The sequence below is a fragment of the Advenella alkanexedens genome (assembly GCF_019132845.1).
GTDB classification, from domain to species: Bacteria; Pseudomonadota; Gammaproteobacteria; order Burkholderiales; family Burkholderiaceae_B; genus Advenella; species Advenella alkanexedens.
In genome coordinates this window covers 397,310-416,249 of sequence record NZ_JAHSPR010000001.1, presented here as the reverse complement: position 1 = coordinate 416,249, position 18,940 = coordinate 397,310, and the positions used below count along the sequence as shown (strand labels likewise).

The following is an 18,940-nucleotide window of genomic DNA, read 5'->3' as shown; positions in this document are numbered from 1 at the left end:
TCACGAAAATCCTATGTCTCGTTTACAAACTTTAAAACAAAATGTGCTTGCCCATCTGGGCGATCAGCTCAACCTGATCGAAGCCCATGGTGAGCTTACCCTGGAAATCCCGGCCAATAAGTGGCAAGAAACCTGTGCGCGCCTGCGTGATACGCCTGAGCTGGGTTTTGAAACCGCCATAGACCTTGCCGGTGTCGACTACTCAACCTGGGGTGCACCGGCCGTTAACGCCGCTGAAGCATTCCCTGCTCGTTTTGCGGTAGCCGTTCAGCTGCTGTCCTTAAGCAATAACTGGCGCCTGCGCATTCGTGCCTGGGTACCCAATAACGAATTCCCTGTGCTGGCTTCTTTGGTAAACGTCTGGCCCAGCCTGGGCTGGTTCGAGCGTGAAGCTTTCGACCTCTTCGGTATCGTCTTTGAAGGCCACCCCGATCTGCGTCGTATTCTTACCGACTACGGTTTCATCGGTCACCCGTTCCGTAAAGACTTCCCTTTGTCGGGCCATGTTGAAATGCGCTATGACGAAGAAGCCAAACGTGTCATTTATCAACCGGTTACCATAGATCCCCGTGAGATAACACCAAGGGTCATTCGTGAAGAAGGTTACGGAGCAGGACGTTAAAATGTCAGAAATTAAAAACTATACCCTTAACTTCGGCCCCCAGCACCCGGCCGCTCACGGTGTGCTCCGCCTGATTCTTGAACTGAACGGCGAAGTCATCCAGCGGGCTGATCCGCATATTGGCCTGCTGCACCGCGCCACCGAAAAACTGGCCGAACATAAAACCTATTTGCAAGCCCTGCCATACATGGATCGCCTTGATTACGTTTCCATGATGTGTAACGAACACGCTTATGTCATGGCCATCGAAAAACTGTTGGGTCTTGAAGTACCTCTGCGTGCACAGTATATCCGCGTCATGTTCGACGAAATCACCCGTATCCTGAACCACCTCATGAGTGTGGGTACGCATGCGCTTGACGTGGGTGCCATGGCGGTCATGCTGTATGCATTCCGTGAGCGTGAAGACCTCATGGACTGCTACGAAGCCGTGTCCGGTGCCCGCATGCACGCGGCTTATTACCGTCCCGGTGGCGTGTATCGTGACCTGCCCGATACCATGCCCAAAAACACCATGGACACCAAATACCGCAGCAAGCGTGAAATCAATCAAATGAACGAAGACCGCGAAGGTTCGCTGCTTGACTTCATCGAGGCATTTACCAAACGCTTTCCGGGCTGTGTCGACGAATACGAAACACTGCTTACCGATAACCGTATCTGGAAACAGCGTCTGGTGGGTATCGGTGTGGTTGAGCCTGAACGCGCCAAGGCCCTGGGCTTTACAGGTCCCATGCTGCGTGGTTCCGGGGTCGAGTGGGATTTGCGTAAAAAACAACCCTACGAAGTTTACGACCGCCTGGATTTTGATATCCCGGTTGGTGTCAATGGCGACTGTTACGACCGTTATCTGGTACGTGTGGCTGAAATGCGTGAAAGTAACCGCATTATTGCCCAGTGCGTGCACTGGCTGCGTAACAACCCGGGCCCGGTCATTACCGAAAACCATAAAATTGCCCCGCCCAAGCGCGAAAGCATGAAGACCAACATGGAAGAGCTGATTCACCATTTCAAGCTGTTCTCTGAGGGCTTCCAGGTGCCGGCTGGCGAGGTTTACTCTGCAGTAGAGCACCCTAAAGGCGAGTTTGGTATTTATATGGTGTCCGATGGCGCCAACAAACCTTATCGCCTTAAAATCCGTGCTCCCGGTTTTGTCCACCTGCAATCTCTTGATGAAATGTCTCGTGGTCACATGCTGGCTGATGCCGTAACCATTATCGGTACACAAGATATCGTGTTCGGTGAAATTGATCGCTAATACTGGCGAATAACTGGATAGTAAAAATGTTGCTTTCTGAACAGGCTTATACAAAGATTGATAAAGAGCTGGCAAAGTATCCCGCCGATCAGCGTTCGTCTGCCATCATGTCCTCCCTTCGCATTGCGCAGGAAGAGCATGGTTGGCTGTCTAGCGATCTGGTCGCCGAAGTAGCCCGCTATATCGGGGTGGAACCCATTGCAGTCCAAGAGGTTGCCACCTTTTACAATATGTTCGAGATGAAACCCGTTGGCAAATTCAAGGTAACGGTATGTACCAATTTGCCCTGTGCCCTGCGTGATGGCGTTAAAACCGCTGAATACATCAAGGAAAAGCTGGGCATCGGTTTTAATGAAACCACCCCCGATGGCGCCATTACCCTGAAAGAGGGTGAATGTATGGGCGCCTGCGGTGATTCACCCGTTCTGCTGGTCAATAACCACCATATGTGTGTGCGCATGTCACAGGAAAAAATTGATGAAATGCTGGCCGATCTGATCAAGGAGGCAAAGGCATGAGTTTTCTGGATAAATACTCCCACGGTTTGATTGCCAATCCGGGCAATGACCTGTCAAACAGCATGGCTCTGCACGGACGTCATATCAAACCGCAAATCCTTGATGGTATCAATGGTGAGAACTGGCATCTTGAAGATTATGTGAAACGGGGCGGTTATGAAGCCTTGCGCAAAATCCTCACGACCGGTATGTCCCAGGAAGACGTGATTGCCGAGATCAAGGCATCCGGCTTGCGTGGTCGTGGTGGTGCAGGCTTTCCGACCGGTCTGAAATGGAGCTTCATGCCCCGTACGTTCCCGGGCCAGAAATATCTGGTCTGCAACTCGGACGAAGGCGAGCCGGGCACCTTTAAAGATCGTGACATTCTGCGTTTCAATCCGCATGCGGTGATTGAAGGCATGGCCATTGGTGCTTATGCCATGGGTATTTCCGTTGGATACAATTACATCCACGGCGAGATTTTTGAAATTTACAAACGCTTTGAAGAGGCGCTTGAAGAGGCCCGCAAGGCCGGTTTCCTGGGTGATAACATCCTGGGTTCCAGCTTCAGCTTCCAATTGCATGCCCATCATGGCTATGGTGCCTATATCTGCGGTGAAGAAACCGCCTTGCTGGAATCCCTGGAAGGCAAGAAAGGGCAGCCGCGCTTTAAACCGCCATTTCCCGCCAGCTTTGGTCTGTATGGCAAGCCCACCACCATTAACAATACTGAAACGTTTGCCGCCGTGCCCTGGATTATCCGTAACGGTGGGCAGCAATACCTTGAAGTGGGCAAGCCCAATAATGGTGGTACCAAACTGTTTTCCATCACTGGCGACGTAGAGCGTCCCGGCACTTACGAAATTCCCTTGGGTACCCCGTTTGCGACCCTGCTTGAACTGGCGGGTGGCATGCGCAACGGACGCAAGCTGAAAGCGGTTATTCCGGGCGGTTCCAGTGCTCCCGTACTGCCTGCCGACATCATGATGGATTGCACCATGGATTATGACTCCATTGCCAAGGCCGGCTCAATGCTGGGTTCGGGTGCGGTTACCGTCATGGATGAATCCCGTTGCATGGTCAAATCATTGCTGCGCCTGTCTTACTTCTACTATGAAGAAAGCTGTGGCCAGTGCACACCATGCCGTGAGGGTACCGGCTGGCTGTATCGTATTGTCAACCGTATTGAACACGGTCAGGGTCGTCCTGAAGATTTGGATATGCTTGATACGGTTGCCGGCAATATCATGGGACGCACAATTTGTGCATTGGGCGACGCGGCAGCAATGCCCGTACGCGGTTTCTTAAAGCATTATCGCGATGAGTTCGCGCACCACATCGAGCATAAGCAATGTGTGGTTCCTCACTATCTGTAGGTCAAAGCAATGGTTGAACTTACCATAGACGGCAAACCCGTATCAGTACCTGAAGGCAGCATGGTTATGCATGCGGCCCAGGAACTGGGGGTCTACGTGCCGCATTTCTGTTATCACAAAAAACTGTCAATTGCAGCCAGCTGCCGCATGTGCCTGGTTGAAGTGGAAAAAGCACCCAAAGCGTTGCCGGCATGTGCCACACCGGTTACCCAGGGCATGGTTGTCCATACCTGTTCGGCCAAGGCGATTGCCGCACAAAAGGCGGTCATGGAATTCCTGCTGATCAACCACCCCCTTGATTGCCCCATCTGCGATCAGGGCGGAGAGTGCCAGCTGCAGGACTTGTCCGTGGGTTATGGCCAGTCCGAATCCCGCTATCAGGAAGAAAAACGTGTGGTTTTTCATAAAGACGTCGGTCCCCTGATTTCCGCCGAGGAAATGAGCCGCTGCATTCATTGCACGCGTTGTGTCCGTTTCGGCCAGGAAGTGGGCGGCATTATGGAGCTCGGCATGGTTGGCCGTGGTGAGCATTCTGAAATCACCACCTTTGTAGGCAAATCCATTGAGTCCGAGCTGTCCGGCAACATGATTGACGTTTGTCCGGTCGGTGCACTTACCTCCAGGCCTTTCCGTTATACGGCCCGTACCTGGGAACTGGCCCGTCGCCGTTCTGTCAGTCCACACGATAGCGTGGGCAGCAACCTGGTGGTTCAGGTCAAGGGTGACAACGTCAAGCGCGTGGTTCCTTTCGAAAATGAAGACGTCAACGAATGCTGGATTACCGACAAAGACCGCTGGTCTTATGAAGGCCTGGGCAGCGAAGACCGTCTGCAAACCCCCATGATCAAGGGTGATGATAACGTATGGCGTGAAGCTTCCTGGAATGACGCGTTAACAGCGGCTGCACAAGCACTGGGCCGTATCAACGAAACCCAGGGTATTGGTCAGATTGGTGCTTTGGCAACCGAGTATGCAACCGTTGAGGAACTGGCTTTGCTGGGACGTCTGGTGCGTGGTCTGGGTTCCGAACACATTGATTTTCGCCTGCGCCAGAATGACGCCAGTTTTGAAACCTCATTAAACGGTGTGCCATGGTTGGGCATGCCCATTGCCGAACTCAACAATCTTGATCGGGTGCTGGTGGTGGGATCATCCCTGCGCAAAGATCATCCTTTGTTTGCACAGCGTCTGCGTCAGGCTGCCAAGAAGGGTGCACAGATCGTGTTTATCGACAGCTTTGGCGATAATCCGCTGTTCCCGCTGGCCGCCCGTCTTACCGTGGCGCCCAGTCAGCTTGCTGCTACCCTGGTAAAACTGGGTAATGCATTGGCCGCCCAAAAAGAGGGTACACGGGCCGATGAAAATGATCCTGTCCAGAAAATTGCCGCGATTCTGGCAAGTGGCAGCAATAGTGCGGTACTGCTGGGTAATACGGCGGTTTCAGCACCCGACGCTTCCAATATTGCCGCTCATGCACAAGTGGTTGCCAACGGTATTAACGCAAAACTGGGCTTTTTAACTGCCGGTGCCAATACGGTGGGTGGTTATCTGGCAGGTGCCGTCGCCAAAGAAAACGGTATGAATCTGCCCAAGATGCTGCAAAACCAGCTGAAGGCATTTATTGTGTTGCATGCCGAACCCAAGCTTGACTGTGACAATGGTCCCAAGGCCCAGGAAATGCTGGCCAATGCTTTCTCCATTGCATTAACACCTTACAAATCGGCCGCCCAGGATTGGGCACGTATCATGTTGCCGGTGGCACCGTTCACCGAAACTTCCGGTACGTTTGTCAATGCTGAAGGCCGGGCGCAAAGCTTCAAGGGCGTAGTTGCCGGAAAAGGCCAAAGCCGCCCAGGCTGGAAAGTGCTGCGTGTATTGGGTAATCTTCTCAAGTTGTCCGACTTCGAAGACGAAACCTCCGAAACCATCCGTGATGCAGTACTGCAAAATGGCTATACAGCACGCCTGGATAACAAGGTCATTGCAGCGCCCAAGGCGTCTGCCGTGGCGCCGGTCGGTCTTGAGCGTGTGGCTGATGTGCCTATCTATCGTACCGATGCGATTGTTCGTCGTGCCGAATCCTTGCAGCAGTCTCCGGCAAGTGCCGCTCCCAAGGCCCGCATGAATGCGCAAACCATGGGCTCTTTGGCACTGGTGGCAGGCAATCAGGTAAAAGTGAAATCTGCCAGTGGCGAAGTGACGCTTGAAGTTCAGCAAGACGACACGCTGGTCAATAATACTGTGCGTATTTCCCACGCATTCGAACAAACAGCAGCATTGGGTAGTGCCTTTGCTCAACTTACTGTGGAGCGCGTCTAATGGATATCTGGTCTTGGTTCACTGATGGCGTTGCCGCATTTGATGCCTGGGGCGCCGGTCTGATCGGTGCAACACCGTGGCTGGTGTTGTGGTCAATCATCAAAATCCTGATTATTGCCCTGCCAATCATTATCTGTGTGGCTTTCCTGACTTTGTGGGAACGCCGCATGATTGGTTACATGCACGTTCGTCGTGGTCCCAACCGCGTGGGTCCCGGCGGATTGTTGCAGCCTTTTGCGGACGTGTTCAAGCTTCTTACCAAAGAAGTCATTGTTCCTGAAAAATCCAACAAGGTGCTTTATATTCTGGCACCTGTCATGACTTTGCTGCCGGCACTGGCAGCATGGGCCGTTATTCCTTTTGGCCCTGAAACCGTACTGGCCAACATCAATGCCGGCTTGCTGTATGTCATGGCCATTACCTCACTGGGTGTTTATGGCGTTATTATCGCGGGCTGGTCATCCAACTCCAAATATCCGTTTTTGGGTGCCATGCGTGCTTCGGCACAAATGATTTCCTATGAACTGGGTATGGGTGTCGTGCTGGTTACCGTGCTGCTGGTATCAGGTACTTTAAACATGAATGGTATCGTGCAGGGTCAATTAAGTGGCTGGTTTGCCGATCGTGGCCTGACTTTCCTGTCATGGAACTGGTTGCCCCTGTTGCCCCTGTTTGTGGTGTATGTGATTTCAACGGTTGCCGAAACCTGCCGTCATCCCTTTGACGTGGTCGAGGGTGAGTCTGAAATTGTGGCCGGTCACATGGTGGAATACTCTGGTATGGGTTTTGCCATGTTCTTCCTGGCTGAGTATGCCAACATGATTCTGTTGTCAGCCATGGCTTCCATCATGTTCCTGGGCGGCTGGTCATCTCCGCTGGATTTCGCTCCGTTTACCTGGGTGCCAGGCTGGTTGTGGCTGGGTCTTAAAACATTCTTTGTCGTGTCTTTCTTTATTTGGTTCCGGGCTTCGTTTCCCCGCTATCGTTATGACCAGATCATGCGTCTGGGCTGGAAGATCTTCCTTCCATTAACGGGTGTATGGTTCCTGATTGTTGCCATCTGGATGCAGACACCGTTCAATATTTGGAAATAGGCTAGAAGAAAATTATGAGTGCTATTAAAGATTTCTTCGGCAGTTTCATGCTGACCGAGATGTTAAAGGGAATGGCCCTGACCGGCAGGTATTTCTTCAAGCGCAAGATTACACTGCGTTATCCTCACGAGAAAACGCCCATGTCTCCACGTTTTCGGGGTTTGCATGCGTTGCGCCGTTATCCCAACGGTGAAGAGCGCTGTATTGCCTGTAAACTGTGCGAGGCCGTGTGTCCTGCGATGGCCATTACTATCGAATCCGAAGAGCGTGACGATGGAACACGTCGCACCACGCGCTACGATATTGACTTAACCAAATGTATCTTCTGCGGTTTTTGTGAAGAAAGCTGTCCGGTGGATTCCATCGTGGAAACCCATATCCACGAATACCACGGTGAGAAACGGGGCGATCTGTATTTCACCAAAGATATGTTGCTTGCAGTAGGTGATAAATATGAATCCGAGATCGCTGCACGTCGTGCAACCGATGCGCCCTACAGATAATCGGCAGGTGAGCAAACTATGACTTTTACTACTGTTTTGTTCTATATATTGGCCGCGATCCTGGTGGTGGCCGGTGCGCGGGTGATTACTTCGCGCAGTCCCGTTACGGCTGTTTTGCATCTGATTCTGTCTTTTGTGACAGCAGCTTTGCTGTGGATTCTGATCGGCGCAGAATTCCTGGGCCTGGTGCTGATTGTGATTTACGTGGGTGCCGTGATGGTCATGTTCCTGTTTGTGGTCATGATGATTGACGTGGTGCCCGAGGCCTTGCGTGCCGGTTTCCGTACTTACCTGCCTTTGGGTCTGGTGGTCGGTGGCATTATGGTTCTGGAAATTGCCTTTGTGCTGGGTACGGTGTACTACGGTTCGGGTGATCCGGTTGCCTTGCCCGATTCCTATAACAACACGCTTGAGCTGGGTGTGGCGATGTACAGCGAGTATTCATTCCCGATTCAGGTGGGTGGACTGGTGCTGTTGGTTGGCATGATTTCAGCCATTGCACTTACCCTGCGTGAACGTCGCAATAGAAAATACGTTGTTGCCAGTGATCAGCTGCATGTCAATGCCGCAGACCGCGTAAGACTTGTCAGCATGAAATCTGAAAAAGAAGAAGCTGCGCCAGTAAAAGAAGGGGATTCAGAATGACGCTAACTTTGGCACATTATCTGATTTTGGGGGCAATCATGTTTGCCCTGGGCGTATTTGGTGTTTTTCTGAATCGCCGTAATCTTATTAGTCTTTTGATGTCCATCGAGCTTATGCTGTTGTCGGTGAATATCAATTTCGTGGCATTTTCCATGTGGAATCCGGGTGCCAATGGCTTGCCCGAAACGTCAGGACAGATCTTCGTGTTCTTTATCCTGACCGTTGCCGCCGCCGAGGCCGCAATCGGCCTGGCTATCCTGGTCCTGTTGTTCCGCAGAATCAATTCCATTAATGTTGACGACGTCGGTCGTTTGAAAGGGTAAGGGGAATTACAGCATGACACCAACATTCTCTAGTGCCTTTTTATTGCTGATCGCGCTGGCGCCGCTCGCAGGTGCCGTGATTACCGGTCTTTTTGGCACAGGATTTTTCGGACGTTCGGTCAGTCGCAAGGGTGCGCACAGCCTGACGATCCTGCTTGTTGCCATTTCTTTCCTTGGCTCGCTTTATACCTTGTATGAAGTAGCCGTTAACGGTGCTTATTATGACCAGGCCATTTATACCTGGACCCTGGTTGGCACCAAGGTGTTTGAAGTCGGCTTCCTGATTGACCCGTTAACCGCCCTGATGATGGTGGTGGTCACTTCCGTTTCGCTTATGGTGCATATTTATACCATTGGCTATATGGTTGATGATCCGGGTTACCAGCGCTTCTTTTCCTACATCTCATTGTTTACTTTCTCAATGCTGATGCTGGTCATGTCCAACAATATGCTGCAGCTGTTCTTTGGCTGGGAAGCAGTGGGCCTGGTTTCTTACCTGCTGATCGGTTTCTGGTTTACCCGTGACACCGCCATTTTCGCCAACATGAAAGCGTTCATCATGAACCGTGTGGGTGACTTCGGTTTTGTATTGGGTATCGGCCTGTTGTTTGCCTATACCGGTTCCATGCGTTATTCGGAAATTTTCGCTCAGGCAGACTCCCTGGATGCCCTGATTTTCCCGGGTACCGACTGGAAACTGCTCACGGTTGCCTGCATCTGCCTGTTCATTGGTGCAATGGGTAAATCCGCCCAGGTGCCTTTGCATTCCTGGCTGCCCGACTCCATGGAAGGTCCTACCCCCATTTCCGCCCTGATTCACGCGGCGACCATGGTGACGGCCGGTATCTTTATGGTTGCCCGGTTTTCTCCCTTGTTCGAGCTGTCTTCAACCGCCTTGTCATTCATTATCGTGATCGGCAGTATCGGTGCGCTGTTCCTGGGTATCCTGGGTATCATCCAAACCGATATCAAGCGTGTGGTGGCTTACTCGACCCTGTCACAGCTGGGTTACATGACCGTGGCATTGGGTGCGTCAGCCTATCCCGTGGCTATTTTCCACTTGATGACACACGCCTTTTTCAAGGCCCTGTTATTCCTTGGCGCTGGTTCTGTCATTATCGGCATGCACCATGACCAGGATATCCGTAACATGGGTGGGCTGCGTAAATACATGCCCATCACCTGGATTACTTTCCTGATTGGTACGCTGTCACTGGTCGGTACCCCGTTTTTCTCCGGTTTCTACTCTAAAGAGAACGTGATTGAAGCGGCTGGTCTGGCCAATGTCTGGGGCGCCAATTTTGCTTACTGGTCTACGCTCATCGGTGTGTTTGTCACTTCACTGTATTCATTCCGTCTTTATTTCCTGGTTTTCCATGGAAAAGAGCGTTTCAATACCAAGCCTGCACATGGCAAGAAACATGATGATCATGGTCATCACGGTGGCGTTCCACACGAATCGCCATGGGTGGTTACCTTGCCGCTGATCCTGTTGGCGGTCCCATCCATCTTTGTCGGTGCCTGGGCTATTGATCCAATGCTGTTCAAAGGCTTCTTTGGTGATGCCATCGTGATTTCCCCTGACCATCCCGCCATGGCGGAATTGGCCAGTCATTTCCACGGTTGGCTTGCCTATGGCCTGCATGCTTTCCAAACAGCTCCGTTCTGGCTGATGATTGCCGGTCTGGTGACTGCCTGGTATTGCTATATCGTTAATCCCAAGCTTCCAGCCAAGGTGTATCAGGCATTTTCCGGTATCAACCGTATTCTGGAAAACAAATATTATGCTGACTGGTTCAATGAAAACGTGATTGCCCGTGCCGTTCGTGGCCTGGGTGGCGTTTTCTGGAAAGTGGGTGATAAAGGTATTATTGATGGCGCAATTATTGGTGGAAGTACAAGGCTGGTAGGCTGGATTGCCGCCGTCAGCCGCTACTTGCAGTCCGGCTATATCTATCACTACGCGTTTGCGATGATTGCTGGCGTGATTGCATTAATTACTTTCTTTGTGCTGGTAAACTAAGATGGGCGAAATGACTACTACTATTCCTTGGCTTTCCTTGTCGATATTCGTGCCAATTATTGCGGGTATACTGGTGTTGATCTTCGGTCGAGATGACCGGGCCGACTATACTCGCAAGATGGCTCTGGTTGGCGCTATCGTCAGTTTTCTGGTTACCCTGCCCATTTATTTCGGGTTCGATTCATCAACGGCCAATATGCAGTTCGTTGAGAATATTTCCTGGATTGCGGCATTCAACGCTTCCTACCATTTGGGGGTTGACGGCATTTCCATCTGGTTTGTGCTGTTAACCGCTTTCATCACTATCATTGTGGTGCTGGCCGGCTGGGAAGTCATTACCAATCGTGTTGCCCAATACATGGCTGCCTTCCTGATTTTGTCAGGTCTTATGGTGGGCGTGTTTGTGGCGCTTGACGGTTTGCTGTTCTACGTGTTCTTTGAGGCAACCCTGATACCGATGTATATCATTATCGGTGTCTGGGGTGGCCCCAACCGCGTTTATGCCGCCTTCAAGTTTTTCCTGTATACCTTGCTGGGTTCACTGCTTACTTTGGTTGCGTTTATCTATCTGTATACCGTTACCGGTACCTTTGATATCGCCGCCTGGCAGGCTGCCAAACTGGGTTATACACCACAGGTATTGATCTTTATCGCTTTGTTTGCCGCTTTTGCCGTGAAGGTACCCATGTGGCCGGTTCATACCTGGTTGCCCGATGCCCACGTTGAAGCACCTACCGGTGGTTCTATCGTACTGGCGGCCATCATGCTGAAGCTGGGTGCCTACGGCTTCCTGCGCTTTTCCTTGCCGATTGCCCCTGATGCCTCACAAAGCCTGGCCGGCATCATGATAGCCCTGTCCCTGATTGCGGTTATCTATATTGGTCTGGTGGCGATTGTTCAGGATGACATGAAAAAACTGGTGGCTTACTCATCGGTTGCTCACATGGGTTTTGTCACACTGGGCTTTTTCATGTTCAACGTGACCGGTCTTGAAGGTGCTGTGGTTCAGATGATTTCCCACGGTTTCGTTTCTGGTGCCATGTTCATGTGTATCGGGGTGCTGTATGACCGCGTACACAGTCGCCAGATTTCCGATTACGGTGGCGTGGTCAATGTAATGCCCAAATTCGTGACCTTCTTTGTGCTGTTTTCCATGGCGAATGCCGGCCTGCCAGCCACCAGCGGTTTTATCGGCGAATTCCTGGTTATCCTGGGTGCCGTCGAATTCAACTTCTGGATTGGTTTGCTGACTGCAACCGCTTTATTATGGGGTGCATCGTATTCCCTCTGGATGGTCAAACGTGTGGCTTATGGCGAAATCAAACATGACCATGTCCGTGAATTGAAAGACATCAATTGCCGCGAATTCCTGATTCTGGGCTTGCTGGCTGTTTTTGTGCTGTACATGGGTATTCATCCGAAACCCTTCACCGATGTGATGCACGTTTCTCTCCAACAATTGTTGGAGCATGTTGCAATTTCTAAACTGTAAGTCTGGACAATGATGGAAAATCAATTTAATTTTGCACTCGCCTTGCCGGAGATTACATTAAGTGTCCTGGCAACGCTGATCCTGCTGGTGGATGTGTTCATTCCTTCCAAAAACAGGTCACTTACCTACGTTCTCTCGCTAGGCGCACTGGTCATTGTCACTTTGGTGTCACTGTACCAGTGGAATGCCGGTGTCGCTGGCCAAACTTTCTATGGTCACTACGTTACCGATCCTCTTGCGCACCTTCTGAAAGTGGCGTCATACCTGGCAGTCATGGTGACACTGATTTACAGCCGTCAATACGTGATTGATCGTGACATGGTCAAGGGAGGAGAGCTTTATTCCTTGACCCTGTTTGCCCTGGTCGGTCAGATGGTCATGATTTCAGCATCCAGCATGCTTACCATTTATCTGGGTCTGGAGTTGATGTCATTGGCTCTGTATGCACTGGTTGCCGTTCGTCGTGATTCACTGGTTGCGGTTGAGTCAGCCATGAAATATTTCGTGCTGGGTTCACTGGCCTCCGGTTTCATGCTGTATGGTATTTCCATGGTTTACGGTGCCACCGGTCATATCGACCTGGCAGGTGTTGCCGAGGTGATCAAGTCCGGTAATGTCAGCTATATGGCCATGGTACTGGGTACGGTGTTTGTGGTTTGCGGCCTGGCGTTCAAGCTGGGTGCCGTGCCTTTCCACATGTGGCTCCCTGACGTGTACATGGGTGCGCCTACCGCGATCACCTTGACTATTGGTGCTGCCCCCAAACTGGCTGCACTGGCCATGGTGTTGCGCTTCCTGATTGAGGGTCTGCACGGCCTGGCCGAAAGCTGGCAACAAATGCTGGTGATCCTGGCTGTATTGTCATTGGCTATCGGTAACCTGACTGCCATCATGCAAACCAACTTCAAGCGTATGCTGGCTTACTCCACCATTTCGCACGTGGGTTTTGTGCTGCTTGGGCTGCTGTCTGGCGTGAATGCCAACGGTACCCTGGCGATTGGTGCTTACGGTTCAGCCGTGTTTTACATGATTACCTATGTGTTGACCACGCTGGCCAGCTTTGGCATTATCCTGCTACTTAGCCGTCAGGGTTTTGAGTGCGAGGAAATCAGTGACCTGAAAGGTCTTAATCGCCGCAGTCCAATGATGGCATTCGGGGTTCTTGTCCTGATGTTCTCATTGGCTGGTATTCCCCCGCTGGTTGGTTTCTATGCGAAACTGGTTGTCCTGCAGGCAGCGATTGCCGCCGGTTACCTGTCTCTGTCCATTATTGCCATTCTGTTCTCGTTAATTGGTGCGTTCTACTACCTGCGCGTGGTCAAGGTCATGTACTTTGACGAACCGGCAGCCGATGCACCGGTTATTGGCAACCAACTGTCTTTCCGTAGTGGTGTCATGTCTGTCAACGTATTGCTTATTATCCTGTTGGGCATCTTGCCTGGCGGTTTAATGACATTGTGTGTGCAGGTGATTGACGCCTCACTGAAATTCTAGGGTTCTGCATATGTTTCCTGCTTCTGCCATTTGGTTACTGATTCTTCTGGCTTTTGCCACGGCATTGTTGCCATTTCTGACTGAAAGGGCGTTTGCTTTCGTGCCGTGGAAGCAGCAGGGTGAACCTGATAAAAATGGCCTGTTTTACTTTTTGCGGGCCTTGTTGGCTTATGTGGCGGTAGGGGCGGGTTGTTATTTGCTGTCACGGCCTGCTTCTGATACCCTGATGCTGGCGGTGGGTGTGGCCTTGATAGTGGGTGGTGTTTATCTGCCAGGGCAAGTAATGACTCCCCATCTTAAGGTGAAAACTTTTGTAAATCGGCTGATGGAAGTGACTGTGTTTTTCTTTGTGGTTGCTGCCGTGGGTTTTGCACTAGAGGCTTACTATACCAATCCGATTGCCCAGGGTTGGGAGTTCTGGGCCATTTTTGCCTGTTTGTATGTCGTGATGGCCTATCCGGGATTTGTGTTCCGGCATTTATTGCGGCACCCCAAAAAACACGTTTAAGATATGTGATATACGGAAGTATTTCATGAAAAAGCCTGGTTATGCAAATAGCCAGGCTTTTTTAGTACAAAACGGAACTGGCCGTGTACCCTATCATAATAATTAGGGTGAGGCCAAAGCCAGGATTTTGGGTTTGTGATGAAACGGGATAGGCTGGGGTAGTGGCTTCGGCTTCGTTATAAAGCGGGGTATTGCCCCTATTGGTGTTGCTCCAACCGCCCTGCGGGCAGAATCGCACCCCCAATAGGGGGGCAATACCCCTTATACCTGTTTAAGGAAACCAGCGTATAACGAGGTGCTTCAGGCATCCTGTTTAAAATAATTCAGCACCGCATCCAGCCCCGAATAATTAATGCTGAAAGCCGCCTGTGCCTGCACCACCGGTTTTGCCCGGTAAGCCACTGAATAAGCCGCATGGCCCATCATAATCAGGTCATTCGCACCATCACCCATGGCAATGCATTGCTCGGGCAGGGCATTTTCTTTTTCTGCCAGCGCTTTCAGGAAATTTGCCTTGGCCTGGCCATCTACAATATCTCCCAGCACGTGGCCGGTTAACACACCGTTTTCAATCTCCAGCGTATTGGCATGAATCTCATCAAGCCCCAACCGTGCCTGCAGCCTTTCGGTAAAGAATGTAAAGCCGCCGGACACCAGCAATACTTTCAGGCCGGCCGCTTGTGCACCCTGGACCAGTTTTTCCGCGCCGGGATTCAGGCGCAAGCGTTCTTCATACACTTTTTCAAGCGCACTGGCCGGTACGCCTTCGAGCAAGGCCACCCGACGACGCAGGCTTTCTGAAAAATCCTTGATTTCACCCCGCATGGCTGCTTCGGTAATGGCCGACACCTGTTGCTTGCGTCCGGCCATATCGGCAATTTCGTCAATGCACTCAATGTTAATCAAGGTAGAGTCCATATCCATGGCCAGCACTTTCATCTCGGTAAGAGGTTTGTAATCATTGATGAAAGCCGTATCCACCCGGTTGGCGGCTGCCCATTGCATGATTTCTTCACGGCTGGCGGGATCCACGTCGATCAGGCGGGCAGCGCAGCTGTTGATGTGATGAATGCCATTGGCGCTTGAAATGGCGGCAGCATGTTCAATCAGGTTGCCAAGAATGCTTGAAGTTTGCAGGATAAGGTGTGTGGTCATGGTTTGGATTAAAATAAATTGGTTTATGCTTGAGTGATTTTAAGTGTAAACAAACAGTCAGTATAGGGATTTCAGCAGCTGGCGTACCGCATTCATGCGCTGGTTGATATCGGGCATTTTAGCCAGTTCCATGCGCAGTTTGTCGGCACCGCTAAAGCGGATGTGTTTTTGTCTCTGCACCAGCTCTATCATGCGCAGGGGGTCTATATTGGCTTTGGGGCCAAAATGCAGCATGGCCTGTTCATCGCTGATATCAAGGCGGATAATGCCCAGCGGTTCGGCCAGAATACGCAGCCTGTGGGTGGTGATCAGCATGACGGCCGGTTCGGGCAGTTTGCCAAAACGGTCGATCAGTTCTTCCTGTATGCTCAGTAGCTCGTCTTCGTTTTTGGCGTGTGACAGGCGTTTGTAAATCGCCAGGCGGGCATGGACATCGCCACAGTAATCCGAAGGCAGCAGGGCGGAAGTATGCAGCTTGACTTCACAGACGGGGGCAAAAGGCGACTCCAGATCGGGTTCTTCACCGGCTTTCAGGGCGCGTACCGCCTCGTTCAGCATGTCGGTGTACATGGAAAAACCGATTTCATGGATATTGCCCGATTGTGATTCGCCCAGCACTTCGCCGGTACCTCGGATTTCCAGGTCGTGCATGGCCAGGAAAAAGCCCGAGCCCAGTTCTTCCATGGATTGGATTGCTTCAAGGCGTTTTTTGGCATTGTTGGTAATCGCATCCTCGCCCGGCGTTAACAGGTAGGCATAGGCCTGATGGTGTGAGCGGCCAACCCGGCCACGCAACTGGTGCAGCTGGGCCAGACCCAGGCGGTCGGCACGATGGATAATAATTGTGTTGGCGCTGGGCACGTCAATCCCGGTTTCAATAATGGTGGTGCACAGCAGCACATTGAAACGCTGCTGGTAGAAGCCTTTCATGACTTCTTCCAGTTCTCGCTCGGGCATTTGGCCATGGGCCACGGCAATGCGTGCCTCGGGCACCAGCTCTTGCAGACGTGCCTTGCGGTTGTTGATGGTTTCCACTTCATTATGCAGGAAGTAAACCTGTCCGCCACGCTTGAGTTCACGCAGCACGGCCTCGCGAATGGTGCTGCCGTCTTCACGGCGCACAAAAGTTTTAATGGCCAGCCGTTTTTGCGGGGCGGTGGCAATCACTGAAAAATCACGGATGCCTTCCAGTGACATGCCCAGGGTACGCGGAATCGGGGTGGCGGTCAGGGTTAACACATCGACTTCGGCGCGCAGGGCTTTCAGGGCCTCTTTCTGGCGCACGCCAAAGCGGTGTTCTTCATCAATAATCACCAGGCCCAGCTCCTTGAACTGGACGTCTTTGGAAAGGATTTTATGGGTGCCAATGACGATGTCCACCGTGCCTTTGGCAATGCCTTCTATGGTGGCTGCCACTTCTTTGCCAGACCTGAAACGTGACAGTTCGGCCACGTTCACAGGCCAGTCGGCAAAGCGGTCGGCGAAGGTTTGGGCGTGTTGTTCGGCCAGCAGGGTGGTGGGGCATAGCAAGGCCACCTGTTTGCCATTGGCTACACTCAGGAAGGCAGCGCGCAGGGCCACTTCGGTTTTGCCAAAACCCACATCACCGCACACCAGCCGGTCCATGGGTTTGCCTGAAGTCATGTCATTGATGACGGCCTCAATGGCAGCGGCCTGATCAGCGGTTTCCTCAAAACCGAAGCCTTCCACAAAACTTTGGTAATCGCTAAAGGGCAGCTTGAAGGAATAACCCTGGCGTGCGGCCCGCAGGGCATACAGGTTAAGCAGTTCGGCAGCGGCATCGCGGATTTGTTTGGCGGCTTTTTTACGGGCCTTGTCCCACTGGCCCGAGCCCAGCTGGTGCAGGGGGGCATGTTCGGGGTCGGCACCGCTGTAGCGGGCAATGACATGCAATTGTGAAACCGGTACGTACAGGGTGCTTTTATTGGCATATTCCAGGTGTAACAGTTCGACGTTGCCTTCGCCCAAGTCCATATTGACCAGGCCATGATAGCGGCCAATGCCGTACTGGACATGCACCACCGGGTCGCCTTCGCGCAGTTCGGACAGGTCGCGCACCATGGCGTCCACATCGCTGCTGCGTTCCTGCTGCCTGCGGCGGCGTTGGGTGTAAGTGGCCGTGCCGGGGTACAGTTCGTTTTCGGTGAGCAGGACAAAGTTAAGGTGCTTGACCAGAAAGCCGGTATTGATGGGAGCCACCACCATGCCGAAAGCGGACTCGGATCCGATAAATTCGTGAATGGTTTCCTGGCTGGTGGCGGGTGTCAGCATGTGCTCCTGCAACATTTGCAGCAGGGTTTCGCGACGGCCGGCCGAATCGGCGCACAGTAAAATTTTATGTTGTCCGCGTTCGAGCATTTCCTGCAACTTGGCAAAGGGGTGTTCGGCACGACGGGCAACGGCTACATCGGGTGCGGGGATGATTTCTTCCGAGGCCTGTTTGCTGTCCAGGTGAAGGCGGGCGAAATTTTTGAACTGGTTGTAAATTTGTTCTCGTGACAGGAACAGCTGTTCGGGCGGCAACACGGGCCGTTCGCGGTCTGATTTGATGAAGTTGTAGCGACTGTGGGTGTCACTGTGAAAGCGTGCAATTGCATCTTCCAGATCACCCAGGGTGACCGTGATGGTTTCAGGCTTCAAGTAATTGAACAGGGTGGCGGTTTCATCAAAAAACAGCGGCAGGTAGTATTCGATGCCGGCAAAGGCAATGCCGTTACCCACGTCTTTATAGGGCAGGCAGCGGGACGGGTCGCCCTCAAATACTTCCCGAAAGCGCGAACGGAACCGGGTGCGGGCTTCTTCATCCATGGGAAACTCACGGCCGGGCAAGAGCTGGATTTCATTGACCGGGTACAGGCTGCGCTGGGTGTCGATATCAAAACTGCGGATGGAGTCTATTTCATCATCGAAAAGATCGATCCGGTAAGGCACCACCGAACCCATGGGGAACAGGTCAATCAAGCTGCCGCGGATGCAGAACTCACCGGCGGCGGTTACCTGGGTTACATGGGTGTAGTTGGCCAGGATGAGTTGTTCACGCAGGGCTGACTCATTAACGCGATCGCCTTTTTTGAATGAAAAGGTGTAGGCAGCCAGAAAAGAGGGGGGCGGTAGCCGGTACAGGGCCGTGGTGACCGGTACGGTAAGGATGTCCACCTCTTCAAGCATGAGGGCATGCAGGGTTTTCAGGCGTGCGGAAATAAGGTCCTGGTGGGGTGAAAAGCCGTCATAGGGCAGGGTTTCCCAATCGGGGAGCTGGCGTGCCTTGACTTGCGGGTTGAAACGTTTGGTTTCTTCGGCCAACCGCTGCGCCTGCAAGGGGTCGGCACACAGCACAACAATGGTTTTTCGGGTGGCCTGGGCCAGTTCAGCCAATAGCCAGGCATCTCCCGAACCGGCCGGGCAGGGATGGTTGAATCGTTGGCCGGGCTTCAGGCTGGAAAGCAGTTTGGGTATTGAAGGTAAAGACACAGCAGTCGGAAAGTGGGGGATTCAAAGGGTCTATTTTAACAGCGATGTGGGGTGCTTTTAAGACCTGCACAGTTCTTGGATACTTTTGACCCGGTGTCATGTGTGGCAAGTTGGGCAGCCTGGGCGGGCGGGTCTTTGC

15 protein-coding genes are annotated in these 18,940 nt (G+C 52.2%); 13 read left to right on the top strand and 2 right to left on the bottom strand.

Annotated features, from left to right (window positions below; translation table 11 throughout):
• Positions 1–13 precede the first annotated feature (13 nt).
• From KU392_RS01975 to KU392_RS01915, 13 genes are read left to right on the top strand one after another with little or no spacing between them, the layout of a single operon-like run.
• Positions 14–622, top strand: a complete 609-nt coding sequence (locus KU392_RS01975; RefSeq protein WP_217734397.1) for an NADH-quinone oxidoreductase subunit C — start codon at positions 14–16, stop codon at positions 620–622.
• Between the two features lies 1 nt (position 623).
• Positions 624–1,880, top strand: coding sequence for an NADH-quinone oxidoreductase subunit D (locus KU392_RS01970; RefSeq protein ID WP_169294043.1), 1,257 nt, complete (start codon positions 624–626; stop codon positions 1,878–1,880).
• A 26-nt stretch (positions 1,881–1,906) separates the two neighbouring features.
• Positions 1,907–2,398, top strand: a complete 492-nt coding sequence (gene nuoE, locus KU392_RS01965) for an NADH-quinone oxidoreductase subunit NuoE (RefSeq protein ID WP_169294044.1) — start codon at positions 1,907–1,909, stop codon at positions 2,396–2,398.
• Positions 2,395–3,753 carry an NADH-quinone oxidoreductase subunit NuoF gene (gene nuoF / locus KU392_RS01960; RefSeq protein ID WP_169294045.1) on the top strand — a complete coding sequence of 453 codons (1,359 nt, stop codon included), beginning with the start codon at positions 2,395–2,397 and terminating at the stop codon, positions 3,751–3,753. Before nuoE ends, nuoF begins: the two co-directional genes overlap by 4 nt.
• A 9-nt stretch (positions 3,754–3,762) precedes the next feature.
• A complete protein-coding gene (nuoG, locus tag KU392_RS01955; RefSeq protein WP_217734396.1) occupies positions 3,763–6,072 on the top strand; it encodes an NADH-quinone oxidoreductase subunit NuoG in 2,310 nt (769 codons plus the stop codon).
• Entirely contained in the window at positions 6,072–7,166 is a 1,095-nt protein-coding gene (nuoH, locus tag KU392_RS01950) for an NADH-quinone oxidoreductase subunit NuoH (RefSeq protein ID WP_169294047.1), read from the top strand. The genes nuoG and nuoH overlap by 1 nt, the downstream gene beginning before the upstream one ends.
• 14 nt (positions 7,167–7,180) lie before the next feature.
• Entirely contained in the window at positions 7,181–7,669 is a 489-nt protein-coding gene (gene nuoI, locus KU392_RS01945) for an NADH-quinone oxidoreductase subunit NuoI (RefSeq protein ID WP_169294048.1), read from the top strand.
• An 18-nt stretch (positions 7,670–7,687) separates the two neighbouring features.
• Positions 7,688–8,314: an NADH-quinone oxidoreductase subunit J gene (locus KU392_RS01940; protein ID WP_169294049.1), complete on the top strand. Its 627-nt coding sequence runs from the start codon at positions 7,688–7,690 to the stop codon at positions 8,312–8,314.
• Positions 8,311–8,637 (top strand): NADH-quinone oxidoreductase subunit NuoK, encoded by a 327-nt coding sequence (gene nuoK, locus KU392_RS01935; RefSeq protein WP_169294050.1) that lies wholly within the window; start codon positions 8,311–8,313, stop codon positions 8,635–8,637. The genes KU392_RS01940 and nuoK overlap by 4 nt, the downstream gene beginning before the upstream one ends.
• A 13-nt stretch (positions 8,638–8,650) precedes the next feature.
• Positions 8,651–10,660, top strand: coding sequence for an NADH-quinone oxidoreductase subunit L (gene nuoL / locus KU392_RS01930; protein ID WP_169294051.1), 2,010 nt, complete (start codon positions 8,651–8,653; stop codon positions 10,658–10,660).
• 10 nt (positions 10,661–10,670) lie between these two features.
• Complete coding sequence (locus KU392_RS01925; RefSeq protein ID WP_169294052.1) at positions 10,671–12,152, top strand: NADH-quinone oxidoreductase subunit M; 1,482 nt, start codon at positions 10,671–10,673, stop codon at positions 12,150–12,152.
• 9 nt (positions 12,153–12,161) lie between these two features.
• Positions 12,162–13,646, top strand: a complete 1,485-nt coding sequence (gene nuoN, locus KU392_RS01920; RefSeq protein WP_169294053.1) for an NADH-quinone oxidoreductase subunit NuoN — start codon at positions 12,162–12,164, stop codon at positions 13,644–13,646.
• 10 nt (positions 13,647–13,656) lie between these two features.
• A complete protein-coding gene (locus KU392_RS01915; RefSeq protein ID WP_217734395.1) occupies positions 13,657–14,154 on the top strand; it encodes a DUF2818 family protein in 498 nt (165 codons plus the stop codon).
• A gap of 300 nt (positions 14,155–14,454) precedes the next feature.
• Here KU392_RS01915 and serB read toward each other — a convergent pair whose 3' ends face one another.
• Both serB and mfd read right to left on the bottom strand, forming a co-directional pair.
• A complete protein-coding gene (gene serB / locus KU392_RS01910; protein ID WP_217734394.1) occupies positions 14,455–15,309 on the bottom strand; it encodes a phosphoserine phosphatase SerB in 855 nt (284 codons plus the stop codon).
• Positions 15,310–15,366: 57 nt separating this feature from the next.
• The gene (mfd, locus tag KU392_RS01905) at positions 15,367–18,801 is read right to left on the bottom strand and encodes a transcription-repair coupling factor (protein WP_343212390.1); all 3,435 of its coding nucleotides are present in this window, start codon (positions 18,799–18,801) and stop codon (positions 15,367–15,369) included.
• Positions 18,802–18,940: the final 139 nt, after the last annotated feature.